This window comes from Brevirhabdus pacifica, assembly GCF_002797755.1.
Lineage (GTDB): Bacteria > Pseudomonadota > Alphaproteobacteria > Rhodobacterales > Rhodobacteraceae > Brevirhabdus > Brevirhabdus pacifica.
The window spans coordinates 164,457-183,681 of sequence record NZ_PGFI01000011.1 but is presented as its reverse complement, the minus strand read 5'-3'; the positions used below and the strand labels follow the sequence as shown (position 1 = coordinate 183,681).

At 66.4% G+C, this 19,225-nt stretch carries 21 protein-coding genes and 1 tRNA gene; 15 read left to right on the top strand and 7 right to left on the bottom strand.

Annotation, left to right across the window (positions count from 1 at the left end; genetic code table 11):
• The first annotated feature begins 61 nt into the window (after positions 1–61).
• The 15 genes from rpsP (at position 62) to CLV77_RS01015 (ending at position 12,198) form a co-directional block, all read left to right on the top strand.
• On the top strand, positions 62–457 hold the full coding sequence (gene rpsP / locus CLV77_RS01085; RefSeq protein WP_076979646.1) for a 30S ribosomal protein S16: 396 nt from the start codon (positions 62–64) through the stop codon (positions 455–457).
• 128 nt (positions 458–585) lie between these two features.
• Positions 586–1,044 carry an EVE domain-containing protein gene (locus tag CLV77_RS01080; protein ID WP_076979647.1) on the top strand — a complete coding sequence of 153 codons (459 nt, stop codon included), beginning with the start codon at positions 586–588 and terminating at the stop codon, positions 1,042–1,044.
• Entirely contained in the window at positions 1,041–1,700 is a 660-nt protein-coding gene (gene bluB / locus CLV77_RS01075; RefSeq protein ID WP_076979648.1) for a 5,6-dimethylbenzimidazole synthase, read from the top strand. The genes CLV77_RS01080 and bluB overlap by 4 nt, the downstream gene beginning before the upstream one ends.
• A gap of 61 nt (positions 1,701–1,761) precedes the next feature.
• Positions 1,762–2,346 (top strand): ribosome maturation factor RimM, encoded by a 585-nt coding sequence (gene rimM, locus CLV77_RS01070; RefSeq protein ID WP_083707748.1) that lies wholly within the window; start codon positions 1,762–1,764, stop codon positions 2,344–2,346.
• A gap of 87 nt (positions 2,347–2,433) precedes the next feature.
• Positions 2,434–2,595, top strand: a complete 162-nt coding sequence (locus tag CLV77_RS01065) for a DUF1328 family protein (RefSeq protein ID WP_076979649.1) — start codon at positions 2,434–2,436, stop codon at positions 2,593–2,595.
• Positions 2,596–2,884: 289 nt separating this feature from the next.
• Positions 2,885–3,649: a tRNA (guanosine(37)-N1)-methyltransferase TrmD gene (gene trmD, locus CLV77_RS01060; RefSeq protein WP_076981063.1), complete on the top strand. Its 765-nt coding sequence runs from the start codon at positions 2,885–2,887 to the stop codon at positions 3,647–3,649.
• A gap of 50 nt (positions 3,650–3,699) precedes the next feature.
• Positions 3,700–4,086, top strand: coding sequence for a 50S ribosomal protein L19 (gene rplS, locus CLV77_RS01055; protein WP_076979650.1), 387 nt, complete (start codon positions 3,700–3,702; stop codon positions 4,084–4,086).
• A gap of 11 nt (positions 4,087–4,097) precedes the next feature.
• Entirely contained in the window at positions 4,098–4,319 is a 222-nt protein-coding gene (gene rpmE / locus CLV77_RS01050; RefSeq protein ID WP_076979651.1) for a 50S ribosomal protein L31, read from the top strand.
• Positions 4,320–4,565: 246 nt separating this feature from the next.
• Positions 4,566–5,375: a division plane positioning ATPase MipZ gene (locus tag CLV77_RS01045; RefSeq protein ID WP_076979652.1), complete on the top strand. Its 810-nt coding sequence runs from the start codon at positions 4,566–4,568 to the stop codon at positions 5,373–5,375.
• A 168-nt stretch (positions 5,376–5,543) separates the two neighbouring features.
• Positions 5,544–6,977, top strand: a complete 1,434-nt coding sequence (locus CLV77_RS01040) for a trypsin-like peptidase domain-containing protein (protein ID WP_083707750.1) — start codon at positions 5,544–5,546, stop codon at positions 6,975–6,977.
• Between the two features lie 147 nt (positions 6,978–7,124).
• Positions 7,125–7,853: a TVP38/TMEM64 family protein gene (locus CLV77_RS01035; RefSeq protein WP_076979653.1), complete on the top strand. Its 729-nt coding sequence runs from the start codon at positions 7,125–7,127 to the stop codon at positions 7,851–7,853.
• Positions 7,854–7,855: 2 nt separating this feature from the next.
• Positions 7,856–9,277, top strand: coding sequence for a dihydrolipoyl dehydrogenase family protein (locus CLV77_RS01030; RefSeq protein ID WP_100053140.1), 1,422 nt, complete (start codon positions 7,856–7,858; stop codon positions 9,275–9,277).
• A gap of 19 nt (positions 9,278–9,296) precedes the next feature.
• Complete coding sequence (locus CLV77_RS01025; protein ID WP_076979655.1) at positions 9,297–10,712, top strand: sensor histidine kinase; 1,416 nt, start codon at positions 9,297–9,299, stop codon at positions 10,710–10,712.
• A gap of 50 nt (positions 10,713–10,762) precedes the next feature.
• Positions 10,763–10,839, top strand: a tRNA-Arg gene (locus tag CLV77_RS01020).
• A 126-nt stretch (positions 10,840–10,965) separates the two neighbouring features.
• Positions 10,966–12,198 (top strand): MFS transporter, encoded by a 1,233-nt coding sequence (locus CLV77_RS01015; RefSeq protein WP_076979656.1) that lies wholly within the window; start codon positions 10,966–10,968, stop codon positions 12,196–12,198.
• 336 nt (positions 12,199–12,534) lie between these two features.
• Here the strand turns inward: CLV77_RS01015 and CLV77_RS01010 are convergent, their stop codons facing one another.
• The 7 genes from CLV77_RS01010 to urtC form a co-directional block, all read right to left on the bottom strand.
• The gene (locus CLV77_RS01010) at positions 12,535–13,137 is read right to left on the bottom strand and encodes an ANTAR domain-containing response regulator (RefSeq protein WP_076979657.1); all 603 of its coding nucleotides are present in this window, start codon (positions 13,135–13,137) and stop codon (positions 12,535–12,537) included.
• Positions 13,138–13,145: 8 nt separating this feature from the next.
• Positions 13,146–14,300, bottom strand: a complete 1,155-nt coding sequence (locus CLV77_RS01005; RefSeq protein WP_076979658.1) for a transporter substrate-binding domain-containing protein — start codon at positions 14,298–14,300, stop codon at positions 13,146–13,148.
• Positions 14,297–15,472 (bottom strand): AAA family ATPase, encoded by a 1,176-nt coding sequence (locus CLV77_RS01000; RefSeq protein WP_076979659.1) that lies wholly within the window; start codon positions 15,470–15,472, stop codon positions 14,297–14,299. The genes CLV77_RS01005 and CLV77_RS01000 overlap by 4 nt, the downstream gene beginning before the upstream one ends.
• A gap of 118 nt (positions 15,473–15,590) precedes the next feature.
• Positions 15,591–16,634, bottom strand: coding sequence for an aliphatic amidase (locus CLV77_RS00995; RefSeq protein ID WP_076979660.1), 1,044 nt, complete (start codon positions 16,632–16,634; stop codon positions 15,591–15,593).
• A 36-nt stretch (positions 16,635–16,670) separates the two neighbouring features.
• Positions 16,671–17,372, bottom strand: a complete 702-nt coding sequence (urtE, locus tag CLV77_RS00990; RefSeq protein ID WP_083707751.1) for an urea ABC transporter ATP-binding subunit UrtE — start codon at positions 17,370–17,372, stop codon at positions 16,671–16,673.
• Between the two features lie 4 nt (positions 17,373–17,376).
• Complete coding sequence (gene urtD, locus CLV77_RS00985; protein WP_076979661.1) at positions 17,377–18,105, bottom strand: urea ABC transporter ATP-binding protein UrtD; 729 nt, start codon at positions 18,103–18,105, stop codon at positions 17,377–17,379.
• A gap of 2 nt (positions 18,106–18,107) precedes the next feature.
• Positions 18,108–19,217: an urea ABC transporter permease subunit UrtC gene (gene urtC / locus CLV77_RS00980; protein WP_076979662.1), complete on the bottom strand. Its 1,110-nt coding sequence runs from the start codon at positions 19,215–19,217 to the stop codon at positions 18,108–18,110.
• Positions 19,218–19,225: the final 8 nt, after the last annotated feature.

Here is a 19,225-nt window from a genome sequence, read left to right as displayed (position 1 = left end):
AGAACCTTTCCATCAGAATATCGGGCTGACGCCCGCATACGCCAGTCCAAGGAGAACTCTAATGTCCATGAAAATCCGTCTCGCCCGTGGTGGCTCCAAGAAGCGCCCCCACTATTCCATCGTCGCCGCCGACAGCCGCATGGCCCGCGACGGCCGCTTCAAGGAGAAGCTGGGCACCTACAACCCGCTCCTGCCCAAGGACAGCGAAGAGCGCGTCAAGATGGACGTCGAGCGCGTTCAGTACTGGCTGGACCAGGGCGCCCAGCCCACCGACCGCGTCAGCCGTTTCCTGGAGGCCGCCGGCCTGAAGGACAAGACCGAGCGCAACAACCCCAACAAAGCCAAGCCCGGCAAGAAGGCGACCGAGCGCGCCGAGGAGAAGGCCGCCAAGGCAGCCGAGGCCGCCGAGGCGACCGCCGCACCCGAGGCCGATGCCGAGGAAGCCGCAGCCGAGTGATCGGCGCGGGGCCCGCGCGGCCCGTTGCGATGACGACAAATGCGGTCACCCCTTGGGTGGCCGCTTTTTTTTGATTAAGACAATGGCAACACCCCGGGGCGACGCGCCACGGCGTAGGAGTCTTTGCCATGAAACCCAAGCCGATCCTGCAGAGCCAATGGCTCGCCGTGCTGCCCGAGGCGCGGATCCGCGAGGCACAGATCATGGGCGCGGTCATCTTTCGCGGTGGCATGGAGCTGGACGTGCAGCGCATGGCAAAGGGCGACCGCGTGGTCTTCCTGGCCCCCGACGGCAGCGCGCCCGAAGCTCCCGACGCCCCCCCGATGCCCGTCTTCTGCGCCTTGGCGGTCGTGACCTCGGACGCGGCCCGCATGGCCAGCCTGCATGGCGACACCCACTGGCTGCGCGACGCGAGCTTCGTCGAGGCGGCGCGCCCGGTGCCGGTCCTGCGCGCCCTGGGCCGGCTGGAGCTGCTGCCCGACCCCTCGCGCGTGCCGGGGTTGATGAAACACGCAAAGCTGCCGCTCAGCGCCCCTGATCTTGCCGCGATCGAGGCGCTGATGCTGCCCGGGAGTGACCGCGAATGACACGGCCTGCCCCCACCGACGCCCACGTGCCCACCTTCGATCCGGCCTTCCGCGCGGGCCTCGAGGACCTGCTGCGCTGGCGCCGGGACGTGCGCCATTTCAGCCCCGAGCCGCTGGAACCGGGCAAGCTTGAGCGTTGCCTGCAAAGCTTTGCCCTGGCCCCCTCGGTCGGGCTGTCCCAGCCCTGGCGCATCGTCAGCGTCGAAAGCCCGGCCGCCCGGGCCGCGGCGCTGGACAACTTCCGCCAGGCCAACCGCGAGGCGCTGGCCGGCTACTCAGGCGCGCAGGCCGAGCTTTACGCCGGGCTGAAACTCAGCGGCATGGAAGAGGCCCCGCACCAGCTGGCGATCTTCTGCGATGAGGCAACGGCGCGTGGCCATGGGCTGGGCGCCCGCACCATGCCCGAGATGCGGCGTTATTCCGTGGTCGCGGCCATCACCCAGTTCTGGCTGGTGGCGCGGGCGGAGGGCGTCGGCGTCGGCTGGGTATCGGTGCTTGACCCCGAGCGGCTGAGCGACGATCTGGACGTGCCGCGGGAGTGGTTGCTGGTCGGCTATCTCTGCGTCGGCCGGCCCCGCCAAGAGGCGATGACACCCGAGCTTGAGGAACGCGGCTGGGAAACCCGCGACGACAGCTCGGAAATCCTGCGCCGGTGACCGGCGCACCGCCGCCCCCTCAGGGGCTGACAGCGAAACAAGACAACGGGACGATCAGCGGATGAGCAAGGACAGGGTTTGCGTGGGCGCGGTGGCCGGGGCCTTCGGCGTGCGCGGGGAAGTGCGGCTGAAAAGCTTCTGCGCCGATCCGGGCGCCCTTGGCGACTATGGGCCGCTAAGCTCGGAGGATGGCAAGCAAAGCTGGGACGTGAAGATCACCCGCCCGGTCAAGACCGGCTTCGCCGCGCGGCTGAGCGGTGTCACCACCAAGGAGGGCGCCGACGCCCTGCGGGGCATCCGCCTTTACGCCCCCCGCGACGCGCTGCCCGCCCTGCCGGATGACGAATTCTACCACGCCGACCTGATCGGCCTTGAGGTGCTGGACACCGGCGGCGCGCTGCTGGGCAAGGTCAAGGCCGTGCTGGAGACCGGCGCCAACGACATTCTGGAGCTGCACGTGCCCGGCCAGCGGGAAACCGTGCTGTTGCCCTTCACCCGGGCGGTGGTTCCGACCGTCGACCTGGGTGCCGGCCGCATCATCGCCGACCCGCCGGCGGGCCTTTTCTCGGACGACGGGGATCCCGACGACGAGGGCGACAGGCGGCAGGGCCGGAAGGCTGGCGCGAAGGGGGCCCCGCAGGACTGAACCGCCCTCGGGAACCATTTGCCGATCCGGCGCCTTGATGTCACAGGACCGTGAATTGCCGGTCCGTCGAAGAAAAGGACCGGATACATGATCAAACTCATACTCATCCTGCTTGTCGTCGCCGCTGTCGCGGGCCTTCTGGGCTTTGGCCGTTTGTCGGGCGCCGCCATGACCGGGGCGAAGTTCCTCATCGGCCTGGTGCTGATCCTGTTCCTGCTTGTTATCCTCGGTATCGTCGCCGTCGCCTAAGGGCATCCCTGACGCCGGCTTGTGAGCGCGGGCGGCGGCAGTTATAGCTGCCCCGCCCCGTTGCAGGCCCGAAAGGCGCAGGTCCATGAACGACGACAAAGACGACCCCGCCCGCCCCGCCAAGGGCGTGGCCCCGTCAGAAAACACGCCGTCGGACGCCACCGCGTCCGCCCCCGCCCCGTCCGATCCCCCCTCCGGTCCCGCCCCGGGCGAAGGGGTTCGGCGCGCCGTGCCCGAACGCTCGCACGGCCGGCTGAGCATCAGCGCCTCGCGCAGCCCACGCTCGCTGATGGACGAGACGCCCCGCCTCAAGAACGCCTGGTGCGCCCGTGTCATCACCCTCTTCCCCGAGGCGTTTCCCGGGTTGCTGGGCGAAAGCCTGACCGGCAAGGCCCTGAAGGAGGGGATCTGGGCGCTGGAACCGATCGACCTGCGGATCTTCGGCGAGGGCAAGCACCGCAATGTCGACGACACACCAGCGGGGGGCGGCGCGGGCATGGTGCTGCGGCCCGACATCGTTGACGCGGCCCTCAACTTCGCCGCGCGCGGCACGCCGACGGATCGCGACGAATGGCCGGTGGTCTATCTTTCGCCCCGCGGCCGCCCCTTCGACCAGGCGATGGCGCGGCGGTTTTCCCGCGCCCGGGGGCTGACGCTTCTGTGCGGCCGGTTCGAGGGCGTGGACCAGCGGGTCCTTGACCATCACCACGTCGAGGAGGTCAGCCTGGGTGACTTTGTCCTGACCGGGGGCGAGATCGCGGCACAGGCCTTGATAGATGCCAGTATCCGCCTTATACCGCGCGTGCTTGGGAATCAGGCATCCACGGAAGAGGAGTCCTTTTCCGACGGGTTGCTTGAACACCCGCAATACACGAAACCTGCCACCTGGGCGGATCGCGACATACCCGAAGTTCTTCTCTCCGGGCATCACGCGAAGATCTCCTCCTGGCGGCAGGCCATGGCCGAAAGGCTGACAAAGGAACGCAGACCTGATCTCTGGCGGGCTTACTGTGAGACACACGGTAGGGACCCGGAAGAAGACCGAGAGCTCTGAGGCGGCACAAACTTCGTGGAAAAAACCACGAGCATGTATGGAGATACGCGATGGATATTATCGCACAGATCGAAGCCGAGCAGATCGAAGCTCTCGGCAAGACCTTCCCCGATTTCAAGGCCGGCGACACCGTTCGCGTCGGCTTCAAGGTGACCGAGGGCACCCGCACCCGCGTGCAGAACTATGAAGGCGTCTGCATTTCGCGCCGCAACGGTGCCGGCATCGCCGGGTCCTTCACCGTGCGCAAGATCTCGTTCGGCGAGGGCGTGGAGCGCGTGTTCCCCCTGCACTCGACCAACATCGACAGCATCGAGGTCGTCCGCCGCGGCAAGGTGCGTCGCGCCAAGCTCTACTATCTTCGCTCGCGTCGCGGCAAATCTGCCCGGATCGCGGAAAAGACCAACTACAAGCCGCTGTCGGCTGGCGCAAAAGCGTAAGGACCGGTCCCATGAAAAAAGACACCCATCCCGATTACCACCTGATCGACGTCAAGCTGACCAACGGCGACATCGTGCAGATGAAATCCACCTGGGGCGCCGAGGGCGAAACCCTGGCGCTGGACGTGGACCCCTCGGTGCACCCGGCCTGGACCGGTGGCGGCGCACGCCTGATGGACACCGGCGGCCGCGTCTCGAAGTTCAAGAAGAAATACGAAGGCCTCGGCTTCTGAGCCCAATCCCTTCGACCGCTATTGCAGGCGCCGCCCCCCGGGGCGGCGTTTTGCGTTCCGGGGCGTCCCCGTTGCCGCCAAATGCCTGCAAACTGGTGCATTATCGCAATAAAAAACGTGCTTTGTGGTGCGATGGCGGGCGGTAAGCCTTGCTCCGGCTTCCCAAGTGATCCTACACCACATATTGTATGAGTGCGCCCGAAACTGGGGTGTTCTCGTCCATTTACGGGCAGGAGTGAACGCGTTTTGGCACATATCATCGTTTCGGGTAACGAAAAGGGCGGGTCCGGCAAATCGACCATGTCGATGCACGTGGCGACCGCCCTTGCGCGCATGGGTTTCCGCGTCGGGGCGATGGACCTGGACCTGCGTCAGCGCACCTTCGGCCGCTACATCGAGAACCGCGTCGCCAATGCCCAGCGCCACGACCTCGATTTCGCCAGCCCCGAGCTGCGTGAGCTGCCCGAGATCGACCAGGCCAGCCTGGCCCCGGGCGAGAATATCTATGACGTGCGCCTGTCCACCGCCGTGGCCGAAATGGAAGAAGCCTATGACTTCATCGTCATCGACTGCCCCGGCTCGCATACGCGCCTGAGCCAGGTCGCCCATTCGCTGGCCGACACGCTGATTACCCCGCTCAACGACAGTTTCGTCGATTTCGACCTGCTGGCGCGGATCGATCCCGACAACGGCAACATCTTGGGCCCTTCGGTCTATTCCGAGATGGTTTGGTCGGCGCGGCAGCTGCGCAACCAGGCCGGCCTGCCGCCGATCGACTGGATCGTGCTGCGCAACCGTCTTGGCACGCAATACATGCACAACAAGAAGAAGGTCGGCGACGCGCTGGAAAGCCTCAGCAAGCGGATCGGCTTCCGTGTCGCCCCCGGCTTTTCCGAGCGGGTGATCTTCCGCGAGCTGTTCCCCCGGGGCCTGACCCTTCTGGACCTCAAGGACATCGGCATCCAGCAGCTGAACATGTCTAACATCGCCGCACGGCAGGAGCTGCGCGACCTGATGATCGCGCTGAACCTGCCCGGGGTCACGGTCGAGTTCTGAGATCCCGGCGCCTGCCCGCCGTCCCGCCAGCCGCGACATGATACCGGTTGCGGCGCGGCGGCCCTGTGCACACATATTCCGTCCATGAGACTGCCCCCGAGCGAGCGGTCGGGCCACGACCCCGGTCGCGGTTCCAGTCACGGTCCAAGTCACGACGGAGATCACCGAATGCCCCGCACCCTGTCCGCGCTGCTCCTTGCCATCACGCTTGCCGCCGTCGGCCTGCCGGCCCTGGTGGCCCAGTCGGAGGGCGCGCCGGCCCGCCAGGCGCCCGAAAGCCAGCCGCAGGTACAGCTGAGCTTTGCGCCGGTGGTCAAGACGACCGCTCCGGCGGTGGTCAACATCTACGCCAAGCGCGAGCTGCCCCAGCGGCGCAGCCCCTTCGCGGATGACCCCTTCTTCTCGCAGTTCTTCGGCCATCTCGACCGTGGCTCCCCCCGGTTCGAGAATTCGCTTGGCTCGGGCGTGATCCTGTCGGCCGACGGGCTGGTTGTGTCCAACTATCACGTGGCGGGGGGCGCCACGGACATCCGCGTGGTGCTGTCCGACCGACGCGAGTTCGACGCCAAGGTTCTGCTGGGCGACCCAGAAGCCGACCTGTTGGTGATGCGGATCGAGGACGCCCGCGACCTGCCCTTCCTGCGGCTGGCCGACAGCGACGCGATCGAGGTGGGCGACCTGGTGCTGGCCATCGGCAACCCGTTCGGGGTCGGCCAGACCGTGAGCTCGGGCATCGTGTCGGGGCTGGCGCGCAGCGGGGGCGACCTGGGGCGGGGGACCGGCTATTTCATCCAGACCGACGCGCCCATCAACCCCGGCAACTCTGGCGGGGCGCTGGTGGATATGCAGGGGCGGCTGGTGGGGGTGAACACCTCGATCCTGACCCGCTCGGGCGGATCGAACGGGATCGGCTTTGCCATCCCCGCCAACCTGATCGCCCAGTATCTACGCCAGGCCGACGAGGGGCTGGAGGCTCCCCGCCGCCCCTGGGCCGGCCTGACCGTTCAGGAAATGACCTCGGCCCTGGCCGAAGCCGTGGGAATGGACCGCCCGGCCGGCGTCATCATCACCCGGATGCACCCGCAAAGCCCCTTCGGACAAGCCGGCCTGCGGCGCGGCGACGTGGTGGTTCAGGTCGACGGCCGCCCCGTCGACCGCCCCGCCGAGCTTCTCTTCCGGCTGCTGGCGGCGGGCACCGGCACGGAGGTGACGGTCAGCTACCTGCGCCCTGACGACCAGGGTGCCGCGAATGGCACGGCCCCGCGACAGGCCAGCGTGGAGCTGTTCACCGCGCCCGAAACGCCGCCCCGCGATGCCGTGACGATCCGCACCGGCGCGCTGGCCGGCCTGACGCTGGCCAACATCAACCCCGCCGTCATCGACGAGATGGATCTGCCGCTGGAACTGGACCAGGGCGTTGTCGTCCTGTCGGTCGAGGGTCCGGCGCGGCGCCTCCGCCTGCGGCCGGGCGACCTGATCACGGCTATCAACGGCACCCCTGTCAGCAGCAGCGCGGATCTCAGGCGCCTTGGGGGCGGCGCCGCTGTCAGCAGCCTCGATATCGAGCGCGACGGCCAACGCGCCCGGCTGCGCCTGCGCTGAGGAAACGCAGGCGCGATACACCGTCTGATCGCTTCCCGCGCTGTAACCCCGGATCAACCCCGTGTGAGCGGGCTGTCGCACGCGGCCTTTTGCGGGCATGGTCCGCCAGTCGGTGCCATTGCCGGCGCCAGGCCGAAAGACCCCTTGATGCAAGATCCGCTTCCCCCCGCCCGCTCCGGCTTGCGCTGGATACCGATCCTTCTGGTCGGGGTCGTCGCCCTGGTCGGGGCCTTCGTCCTGCGCGACCAGCTTGGCTTCGAGGCATTGCGCGAAAACCGCGAGGTTCTTCTGGGCTATCGCGATGCCAACTACGCCCTCACTGTCGCGATCTTCGTGCTGGTCTACATCCTGATCGTCGCCTTCAGCCTGCCCGGCGCGACCGTGGCCTCGCTGACCGGCGGCTTCCTGTTCGGCATCTTTCCCGGCACGCTGATCAACATGGTGGCCGCAACCGCGGGTGCCACGCTGATCTTCCTGGCGGCGCGGATGGGGCTGGGCGACCGGCTGGCGGCACGGATGGGGGCGGGCGACGGCATGGTCCGGCGGATCAAGACCGGCATCGACGAGAACCAGTGGTCGATGCTGTTTCTGATCCGGCTGGTGCCGGCGGTGCCCTTCTTCGTGGCCAACCTCATTCCCGCCATGGTCGGCGTGCCGCTGAACCGATTTGTCATCGCCACCTTCTTCGGCATCATCCCCGGGGCGCTGGTGCTGACCTCGGTCGGGGCGGGGCTGGGCGAGGTGTTCGAACAGGGCGGCACGCCCGATCTGGACATTTTCTTTGAGCCGCGGATCCTGTTGCCGGTGCTGGGCCTGTGCCTGTTGGCGCTGCTTCCCGTGGGTCTGAAGATGATCCGCGGCAGAAAGGGGATCTGATGGTGACGCGCATCAAGACGGACATCTGCGTTATCGGCGCAGGCTCGGGCGGGCTGTCGGTGGCGGCGGGGGCGGTGCAGATGGGCGCCGACGCCGTGCTGCTGGAAGGTCACAAGATGGGTGGGGACTGCCTGAACTACGGCTGCGTCCCCTCGAAGGCGCTGCTGTCCGTCGCCAAGCAGGCCCACGCCTTGGGCGGGGGCGGGCGTTTCGGCCTGGCCCCCTCTCCTGCCCCGGCTCAGGTCGATTTCGCCGCCGCCAAGGACCACGTGCGCCGCGCGATCGACACCATCGCCCCCGTCGACAGCGAGGAGCGTTTCCGCGGCCTGGGCGTGCGCGTGATCCGCGAGTACGGGCGCTTCATCTCACCGACCGAAGTGCAGGCGGGGGATCATGTCATCACCGCGCGGCGCTTCGTGATCGCGACGGGATCCTCGCCGCTGGTGCCGCCGATCAACGGGCTGGACGGCGTGCCCTACCACACCAACGAGACGATCTTCGAGGACCGCGAGAAGCCCGCGCACCTGATCATCATCGGCGGCGGTCCCATCGGCCTTGAGATGGCCCAGGCCCACGCGCGGCTGGGCTGCCAAGTGACGGTGGTTGAAGGTGCGCGGGCCCTGGGCCGCGATGACCCAGAGGCGGTGGCGCTGATCCTCGCCCGTTTGCGCGAGGAAGGGGTGACCATCCTCGAGGGGCTGCAGGCCGCCCGCGTCTCGGGCAAGGCCGGCGCCATCACCCTGGAAACCCAGGACGGACAGCGCATCACCGGCAGCCACCTGCTGGTGGCGGTGGGCCGCAAGGTGAACCTGGACCGTCTGGACCTGCACAAGGCAGAGGTGGAGCATGACCGCGCCGTCCGGGTCGGCGCCGACCTGCGCAGCAGCAACCGCCGGGTCTATGCCATCGGCGATGCCGCGGGGGGCATGCAATTCACCCATGTCGCCGGGTATCACGCCGGGGTGGTCATTCGCTCGGCCCTGCTGGGCCTGCCATCGAAGGCGCGAGAGGATCACATCCCCCGCGTTACCTACACCGACCCCGAACTTGCCCAGATCGGCCCCACGGAAGACGAGGCGCGTGCGCTGCATGGCGACGCGCTGACCGTCGCCCGGTTCGACATGGCCGAAAACGACCGCGCCATCGCCGAGGATCGGCGTGCGGGCTTCGTCAAGGTCATGGTCCTGCGCGGCCGCCCGATCGGCGCGACCATCGTCGGTGCTTCGGCCGGCGATCTGGTGGGGATCTGGGCCATGGCCATTGCCAACCGCCTGAAGATGAGCGCGGTCGCGGGCACCGTGCTGCCCTACCCAACCCTCGGCGAGGCGAACAAAAGGGCTGCCGGCGCCTATTTTTCGCCTAAACTGTTCGAGAGTTCTGTGGTTAAGAGGGTTGTCCGGACGGTGCAGCGGCTTCTGCCCTGACGACCAACGAGGAGAGGGAATGTTCCTCAACACGCTTTCGGGCCGGTTCCTGCTGCTGACGACGGTCTTCGTCATGCTGGCCGAAGTGCTGATCTTCGTGCCCTCGGTGGCCCGGTTCCGCCAGGACTACCTGCTGAGCCGCCTTGAACGGGCGCAGATCGCCTCGCTCGCCCTGCTGGCCGAGGACATGATCTCGCCGGATCTGGAGCGCGAGCTGCTGGCCAACGCCGATGTCCTGAACGTGGTGCTGCGCCGCGATGCGGTGCGACAGCTCATGCTTTCCTCTCCCATCCCCGGCCCGGTGCACGAAACCTATGATCTGCGCGACGCGGCCGCCCCCGGCCTTCTGCGCGACGCGCTGCGACAGCTTTTCGACCCGGCCGACCGGATCATCCGCGTGATCGGCGACCCCGTGCGCCAAGGCGGCATGCAGATCGAGATTACCATGCACAGCGCCCCGCTGCGGGCATCGATGATAGATTACGGCCTGCGGATCCTGGCGCTGTCGGCGGTGATCTCGATCATCACGGCGCTCTTGCTGTTCCTGGCCGTGCGCCGGTTCCTCGTGCGCCCCATCGAGGGCGTGATCGAGCACATGGCAACCTATGCCAGCCACCCCGAGGATGCGCGGCGGATCATCCAGCCCTCCGCCGGCCTGGTGGAGCTGCGCAAGGCCGAGGAGGCGCTTCGCTCGCTTCAGACCCATGTCACCGGCGCCCTGCGTCAGAAAGAGCGCCTGGCACAGCTTGGCGGCGCGGTCGCCAAGGTCAGCCACGACTTGCGCAATATCCTGACCACCGCCCAGCTTTTCGCCGACCGGATGGAAACCAGCGACGATCCGGCGGTGAACCGGGCGGTGCCCAAGCTGGTGTCGTCGATCCGCCGGGCGGTCAGCCTGTGCGAATCCACCCTGGCCTTCGGCAAGGCCGAAGAGGCGCCACCGATGCTGCAACGGGTGCCGCTGGCCCCCATTGTGCAGGACGTGGTCGAGAACGAATCCCTGGCGGCCGAGGATGGCGACGTGGTGATCGAGGCCGAGCTGCCGCCCGGCATGGTCCTGCGCTGCGATCCCGAACAGCTTTACCGCGTGCTGTCCAACCTGGTGCGCAATGCCCGGCAGGCCATTGCCGCCGGCGGGCGGGCCGGTCACGTCACCCTCAGCGCCGCCGAGAGTGATCGCGAATGGACCATCTGCGTGCGCGACACCGGCCCCGGTCTTCCGGCCAAGGCGCGCGAGCATCTTTTCATGCCGTTCCAGGGCGGCACCCGCAAGGAAGGCTCGGGCCTGGGCCTGGCCATCGCGTCGGAGCTGGTGGCCGGTCACGGCGGCCGGCTGGAGCTTGAACGCACCGGTCCCGAGGGCACCAGCTTCGTGCTGCGACTGCCCAAGACGATCCGCGACGAAGAAATTCCCGCGCGGCGGGAGCTTGTTTGAAATCGGCCCTTGCAATGCCCGGTCGGGGTAGGTAAATCGCCCTCATCCGCGCGCTGGTAGCTCAGTTGGATAGAGTACTTGACTACGAATCAAGGGGTCGGGGGTTCGAATCCTCCCCAGCGCGCCATTTCCCCCTTTCGACATATTGCCGCCCCTGGGTCGCTGATGCTTGCCATTCGTGGCGGCCTTGGGTTTCCTTCGGGTCCCGGACATTCCGCCCGCCGCCCCCCTCCCTGGACAAAGGCGCAGGATCTTGAGCCAGCAGACTGACGCGCGAGCCACTCGACCCGGTGCCAAGGGGCTGCCTCGGGGCATCTGGGCCTTGGGCTTCGTCTCTCTCTGGATGGATATCTCGTCCGAGATGATCCACGCCCTGCTGCCGGTCTATCTTGTCACGACGATGGGCAGCTCGATGCTGATCGTCGGGCTGATCGAGGGCATCGCCGAGGCGACGGCGGCCATCACCAAGGTCTTTTCCGGCGCGCTGAGCGACTGGCTGGGAAAGCGCAAGGTCCTTGCGGTCGTCGGCTACGGGCTGGCGGCGCTGACCAAGCCGGTCTTTCCCCTTGCCCCGACGGTCGGCTGGCTGATCGGCGCCCGCTTCATCGACCGGGTCGGCAAGGGGATCCGGGGCGCACCGCGCGACGCGCTGATAGCGGATCTGGCCCCGCCCGCACAGCGGGGGGCCGCCTTCGGCTTGCGACAGTCGCTGGATACGGTGGGCGCCTTTCTGGGACCGCTTCTGGCGATCGGGCTGATGTGGGCGACGGGCGACAACATCCCGCTGGTCTTCTGGGCCGCCGCCCTGCCCGCCATCGTCGCGGTTCTGCTGCTGATCTTCATGGTCCCCGAACCGCCCCGCCCCAAGGACTTCGCCCGCCCCGCGCGGCTGCCCCTCAGCCTTTCCCAGTTGCGCCGGCTGGGTCCGGCCTTCTGGGCGGTGGTGGGGGTCGCCACCCTGTTCACGCTGGCCCGGTTTTCCGAGGCGTTCCTGATCCTGAAGGCCCATGACGAGGGGATCGCACTGATCTACGTGCCGGCCGTTCTGGTGGTGATGAACGTCTTTTATTCGCTGGCGGCCTATCCGGCGGGGGTGCTGTCGGACCGGGGCCACGGGCGCCTGAAGGTGCTGGGCATGGGCATGGGCCTGCTGGTGCTGGCCGATCTTGCGCTGGCGCTTCTGCCCGGTCTTTGGGGCGCGGGGCTGGGGGTGGCGCTGTGGGGGATCCACATGGGCTTCACCCAAGGCATACTGGCAAGCCTGGTAGCCGATACCGCCCCGGACGAGCTGCGGGGGACGGCGTTCGGGATGCTCAACCTGACGACGGGGGTGATGATCCTGCTGGCAAGCGTGATCGCGGGGCTCTTGTGGGATGGGGCGGGGCCTGCTGCGACCTTCCTGGCGGGGGCGGTTCTGGCGGCGCTGTCGCTGCTGGCGCTGCTGCCCTTGTCCCGCGCTTTGCGCCGGGGGGCGGGGGCGCGGTAGGCCGGGATCGGCCAGAGGGGGGCAAGCCCCCTCCGGCCTTTCGGGTTTACTTCTTCTGACCCTGGCTTTTGCCGCCCTGGGACGGCTTGGAGGAGCCGCCGGCCTGGCTGGCTTCCTTGGAGGGGCTTGCGGGTTTGGAGGGTTTATTCTGGGAAGACATAGTACACTCCTGAGAATGAGAGCCGCCAACAATTGGTCGGCTACCAATCAATTTGCGCCATTCCTTTCGCGCTTCAATCAGCGGAAATCAGCGTAGGCTAAACTATTCTGGCAGCGCGTATGACCTTAGTTCCGCGGCGTCATGCGTTACGTGCACGCACGCCCCTTCGGCCCGTCTCAGTCCGAGCGAAAGTTCCGCAGGATGCCGTCGGCATTGATGATCGACTGCGCGATCTCGATCGTGGTGGTCCGCTTGCTCATCGCCTGTTTGCGGATGATCGAATAGGCTTCCTTGTCGTCGATGCCGTGGTGGCGCATCAGGATGAACTTGGCGTCATTCACCTTCTGCAGGCTGTCGAGGCGGGTGCGCATCTTCTCGAGGTCGCGGTTGAAGCGGCAGCGGTCGGCCCAATAGTGCCGCGCCATGACCATCGCGCTCAGCACCCCGGCGGCGCGCACCGGCTTGGTGACGATGGCGTGGGCGCCGATCTTCTGGACGGCGCTCAGGACCGAGGGGTTTTCGTAGCCGATGATCGCGACCAGGGTCAGCGGCACCCGCCGCGCCCGCTCCAGCATGCGGTGCAGGTCGGTCTGGGATTCCTCGTTCACCTCGGTGAAAAGCAGATCCACCTTGTCTGGCAACGATTCCGGCACCGGCCAATGACTTTCCACCGGACAGCCGATCCGGTGCACCTGCTGCAAAAGTTCATCCCCAGTGGCATCGCGCCTGTGAAGCACCGCCACGTTCAAATCGCGCAAGCTGTCGAGAACATCCGTCATGGCGCCAGTTAACTCGATACGACCTTCTGTGTCCGAAATTTCCAATCGTTCAGAGCAGGATAGACCAGATATGGGTCCGGTTTGATCGATTGGCGCACTTTATGGGCAATCACGAATTCGCCCTTCTCATCCACCCGCGCGATCAGCGCGTGCAGATAGGTGTGGTTGTTCTCGGGGTCGACCGAGATCGTGCCCTGGGGCGCATCAAAACTGGTTCCCTGAAGGCTTGCGCGTAACGCGTCGGCGTCCATCTCGCCCGTCTCTTCCAGTGCTATGGCGAAGAGATGCATCTGGGAATAGGCCGCCTCGCCGCAGCTGGTGACATCGGCGGTCGATCCGTATTTCTCGGTGTAGCTGGCCAGGAAGCGACGGTTGGCCGCACTCTCGAGGTTGCGGAAATAGGGGGCGGCGGTGATGTGCCCGGCCGATGCCTCGGGGCCGATCTGTTCGATCTCGGCCTCGTTGGTGGTCAGGCTGGCGATGGGGCGCTCCATCCCGCGGCCGCCGGCCTCGTAATAGGCGCGGTAGAAGTTGATGCATCCCTGACCGACCACCGTCGAGAAGATGGCGTCGGGCTTGGCCTCCATGATCCGGGCGACCACGTCCTTGAAGGTCGCGGTGGTGGTCCGAAGCGGCAGGTATTCCTCGCCCAGGACCTCGCCGCCGCCCTGTCGGATGACGTGGCGCATCACCCGGTTGGATTCGCGCGGGTAGACATAATCCGAGCCCACGAAATAGATCCGCCGGCCGTAGGTCTCCATCAGGTGGTTGCCCAAGGGCACGCTGTTCTGGTTCGGGATGGCGCCGCCATACATCACGTTGGGCGAATACTCGAACCCCTCGTAGAGCGTCGGGTAGAAGAAAAGCGCATTCCGTCGCTCGACGATCGGCAGCACCTCCTTGCGAGAGGAGGACATGTAGCAGCCGAAGATGACGTCGATGCGGTCTTCGCGGATCAGCTGTTCGGCCAGTTCGCCGTAGCGGGCGACGACCGAGTTGGGGTTGTAGCAGACCGGCTCGATCGGGCGGCCACGGACCCCGCCCGCGGCGTTGATCTCGTCGATGGCCAGCATCGCGCCCTTGAGCTGGGACTTCTCGATTATGGACGTAACGCCGGACGTGGAAAACAGCACGCCGACCCGCCAGGGTCCCTTGTTGATCACACATTATCCTCCATTCGGGACTGGTAAAATTCCAGCGCCTGGTCGTTCAGCCGGGCCTGCAGCACGCGTCGGTCGCCTTCCTCCGCGCCGGGTTCGGCGTGGGCGCTCAGGTCCAGCAGGTGATCGGCCAGCGGAAATTCCAGGTGCTGGCGTATCGCACGGCGCAGACCGCGTGCGCCGAAGCGCGGATCGAACCCGCGTTCGGCCAGGAAATTGGAAACCTCGGGGTCAATCTCGACCAAGCAGCCGTGCTTTGCAAGACGCCGGTTCAGGCGCGAGATCTCGACATCGACCAGCCTCGGCATGGCCTCGGGATCGATCCAGTCGAAGGCCTCGATATGGTCGATCCGGTTGACGAACTCGGGCGGAAACCGCTTGAGCAGGCAGGAGGTGACGACCTCGCGGGCGGCGTCGCGGCGGTCGCGGCCGCGCATGGCCGCGCGCGCCATCAGCCGGCGCATTCGCTGACCCATGCCGGCGGCGCCGACCGCGGCCCGGTCCGCCAGCGCCTGCAATTCCCGCGCGCCCAGGTTCGAGGACATGAAGATCAGCGTGTTGCGGAAGGAATAGGTCCGCTCCCCCGAGGCGACGGTCAGGATGCCGTTGTCGAGCACGTTGAGCAGGGCGAGGATGACCTCGTCGCTGGCCTTTTCCAGCTCGTCGAACAGGACGATGCCGGGGCGCGAGTGACTGCCCTCGATCTTCTCCTGGTCAAGGATGGTGGTCCCCTCCTTCGAGCCCACGTAGCCCGGCGGCGCCCCGGTCAGCGCGGCGGCGTAATGTTCCTGGGAAAGCGTGTTCATGTCGATCCGGCACATGGCGTCGGCGTCACCGTGCAGGATGCGGGCCAGGGTGCGGACAGTCTCGGTCTTGCCGACGCCGGTCGGCCCGCAGAAGAGGAGCGAGGCCAGCGGCTTGCGCGGATCGCCGATGTCGGCGCGCACCACGCGCAAGACGTTCATCACCTCGTCGATGGCGCGGGGCTGACCGATGATGCTGCGCCGAAGCTCCTCCTCGATCGCGTCCAGGTCGAAGGCGAAGCGGCTCTTGAGAAAGCCCCCGCGCGTGCCCCGATGGAGGGCGCTGACATCGGTGGTGTTCTCGTCCGCCAGCGCGCGCGCCTGCGTTTCGCGGCGCTGGGTGTCCTGGATGCGATCGGTCAGAAAAGGCATCGGTGCTCCGGTCTGGCGTCAGGGTCGGGGGCGAAAGGGGGCGCCGTCCGCGCCCCCTTCTCAAATCTGGAAAAGGCGGGCGCCGTCAGACGCGGCGCCCGCCAGTGCAGGTCTTGGCTCAGCCTGCTTCTTTCTCGCGCGCGCCGGTGGGCAGGTTGCCGACCGGGCATTCGGCCACGCCGACCGTGCTGCGCGTGATCTTCTGGACATCCTCGCGGGTCTTTTCGGCGTCGTTGACCCAGTTGCGGTAGAACTCGAACGGGCAGTCCGCCACGCCCAGATCGCCGTCGCCCGAGGCGTGAACGCCGGTGTAGCCCCGGTGCAGCAGCTTGAAGAGGTGGTTCTGCGACTGGTCGTTCTTGCGCGCGTCGCGGATCTGCGAAACCGAAAGCTGTGCATACTGGATGCCCATTTCCTCTTCGCCGCATTCGCCCAGGGTGCGGCCATCGAAGCCGATGATCGCCGAGTGGCCGAAGTAGCTGTAGACCCCGTCGAAGCCCGCGGCGTTGGCCACGGCGACGTAAGAGTTGTTGGCCCACGCCATCGCCTTGGCCATGATGACCTGCTGATCCTTGGCGGGATACATGTAGCCCTGACAACGCACGATCAGCTCGGCGCCCTTCATGGCACAGTCGCGCCAGATCTCGGGGTAGTTGCCGTCGTCGCAGATGATCAGGCTGACCTTCATGCCCTTGGGACCTTCGGCGACGAAGGTCTCACCGCCGGGGCACCAGCCCTCGATCGGGCACCAAGGCAGGATCTTGCGGTATTTCTGGACGATCTCACCCTTGTTGTTCATCAGGATGAGCGTGTTGTAGGGGTTCTTCTTGGGGTGTTCCTCGTGCTGCTCGCCGGTGATCGAGAACACGCCCCAGACGTTGGCCTTGCGGCAGGCGCGGGCAAAGATCTCGGTCTCGTCGCCCGGGATGGTGGCGGCGGTGGCGAACATCTCGTCGGGGTCATACATGATGCCTTGGGTCGAGTATTCCGGGAAGATCACAAGGTCCATGCCGGGCAGGCCCTGCTTCATGCCGACGATCATCTCGCCGATCTTCTCCGCGTTCTCCAGAACCTCGGCCTTGGTGTGCAGGCGCGGCATCTTGTAGTTGACGACCGCGACACCGACGGTGTCGGGGCTGCTGGAAATATCACCATGTCTCATTGCAGTCTTCCTCCTGTTGAAATCGGTTTGTTGGCTTCAGAACGTCATGTGTTTCTCGACGACCGCATCGGTCAGCTCGTCCTTGTGGCCGGCCATCGCCACCGCGCCCTTGTCCAGAACCACGAAGCGGTCCGAGGCCTTGCGCGCGAAGGGAATATTCTGCTCGACCAGGATAACGGCCAGTCCGCGCTCGCGGTTGAGATGCACGATCGCATCCTCGATCTGGCGAACGATGTTGGGCTGGATGCCTTCCGTCGGCTCGTCGAGGATCAGGATCTTGGGGTCCATTGCCAGGGCGCGGGCGATGGCCAGCTGCTGCTGCTGGCCCCCCGACAGATCGCCCCCGCGCCGGGTCAGAAACTCGCGCAGGATCGGGAACATCTCGAACAGGTAATCGGGGATCTCGCGCTTGCCGTCGGTGCGGGCATAGCAGCCCATGATGATGTTTTCCTCGACGGTGAAGCGGGGGATGATCTCGCGCCCCTGGGGGATGTAGCCGATGCCCAGCCGTGCGCGTTCGGGCGTGGAGCGGCCCGAGATGTCAGCGCCGTCGAACTCCAGCCGCCCCTCGCAGCGGTCGGTCAGACCCATGATCGTCTTGAGAAGGGTGGTCTTGCCGACCCCGTTGCGCCCCAGAACCGACAGGAACTCGCCGGCCTTCAGGCTGAACGACACGTCCTGAAGGATCGGGCTTTTGCCGTAGTAGGAGAACAGGTTTTCCGCGTGCAGGATGCTCATGATCTCAATGCCCCAGATAGGCCGTCTTGACGGCGGCGTTGTTCTCGATCTCCTCGACGGAGCCTTCGGCCAGCTTGGCGCCGCGGTTCATCACCACGATCCGGTCGGCAACGCGGCGCACGAAGGACATGTCGTGTTCGACGATGATCAGGGTGTGGCTGCCGCGAAGCTGCCGGAAAAGATCGGCGGTCTTCTCGGTTTCCTGAATGGTCATGCCGGCGGTGGGCTCGTCCATCAGGATGAGCTGGCTGTCCTGGGTCAGCAGCATGGCGATCTCCAGCCACTGGGTTTCGCCGTGGGACAGGTTGCCGGCCTTCACGCCCGCCTTCTCGGCCAGGCCCACGCGTTCCAGCACCCGGCGCTGTGTCGCCGTGTCGCCGCGTCCGAAGGTGAAAAGCGCCCTCCACATGCCGGGGTGGCGCGATTGCGCGACCGACAGGTTCTCGGCGACGGTCAGTTCCTTGTAGACCGAGGGGACCTGAAACTTGCGACCGATGCCGCAGCGGGCCCGTTCGTATTCCAGCAGGCCCGAAAGCTCGGTGCCTTGAAAGCGGATCGAGCCGCCGGTCGGCTGGGTCTTGCCGCAGATCAGGTCAAGCGTGGTCGACTTGCCCGCGCCGTTGGGCCCCAGAAGGCACAGGATCTCGCCCTCTTCGACGGTGAGGTCCAGGTTGTCGACCGCCCGCAGGCCGCCGAATTCCACGTGAAGGTTCTGGATTTGCAGCTGTGCCATGATCAGCGTCCTCCTTGCGCGTGGGGGGCCGATCCGATGGGCGCTGAGGTCTTTGGACTGTCCTGCCGCGACTGGCGCAACCGCGACCCCGCCCCGGCCAGATAGGTCACCAGACCGAAGAGGCCGCGCGGCATGAAGATCACGACCAGCACGAAGGTCACGCCCAGCATCAGGTTCCAGCCCTCGACGAAGACGTCCGACAGACGCCCCTCGAGCGCGTTGACGATGATCGCCCCGATGGCGGCGGCGATCACCGACTCGCGTCCGCCGACGGCCACCCAGATCACGATGGCAAGGCTGAACGAAACGCTCATGTAGGTTGGCGAGGCAAACTCCAGCACCAGCGTGTAGAGCATGCCCGCCCACCCGGCGAGTGCGGCCGAGATGCAGAAGACCATCGTTTCGAACGAGGACACGTTGTAGCCGAAGAAGCGCGTGCGCTCGGCGTCCTCGCGGATGGCGCGCAGGATCAGGCCGAACTTGCTGTGCGAGACATAGATGCCGATGGTCAGCGCCGCCATCAGGCAGGCCGCGACCAGATAATAGAACCCGACCGAGTAGGTATCGACCGACCAGCCGAACAGGTTCAGCGGTGCCAGCCCGGTCAGCCCGTTCTGGCCGCCCGTCAGGCCCTGCTGTTCGATCACCAGAAGCTGGAAGGCCACCAGAAATGCCAGGGTGATGACGGCCACGAACACTCCGGCGATGCGCGCGCGGAACATGAAGATCGCGATGATGCCGCCCACCGCCGCCGGCAGCAGCAGGCCGGCCAGAAGGGTGAAGGTCAGCGACTCGAACGGCACCCAAAGCCAGGGCAGCGTGTCGACGTTGTTCCACCCCATGAAGTCGGGCAGCCCGTCGCTCGCACGCAGTTTCAGGTGCATCGCCATCGCATAAGAGCCGATGCCGAAGGTCGCGGCCTGCCCCAGGTTCAGCAGACCGGCGGTGCCCCATGACAGGGCCAGCGCCATCGCAACGATCGCAAGGCTGAGGTAGCGGGCAAAGGTGTTCAGCTCGAACCCGTCGTAGGCGTAAAGCGTCGGCACCAGCCAGAAGATCACAGCCGCGAAGGCCGCATAGGCAAGAAGGTCGTATGATAGCTTTCTGGTCATGGATGGGT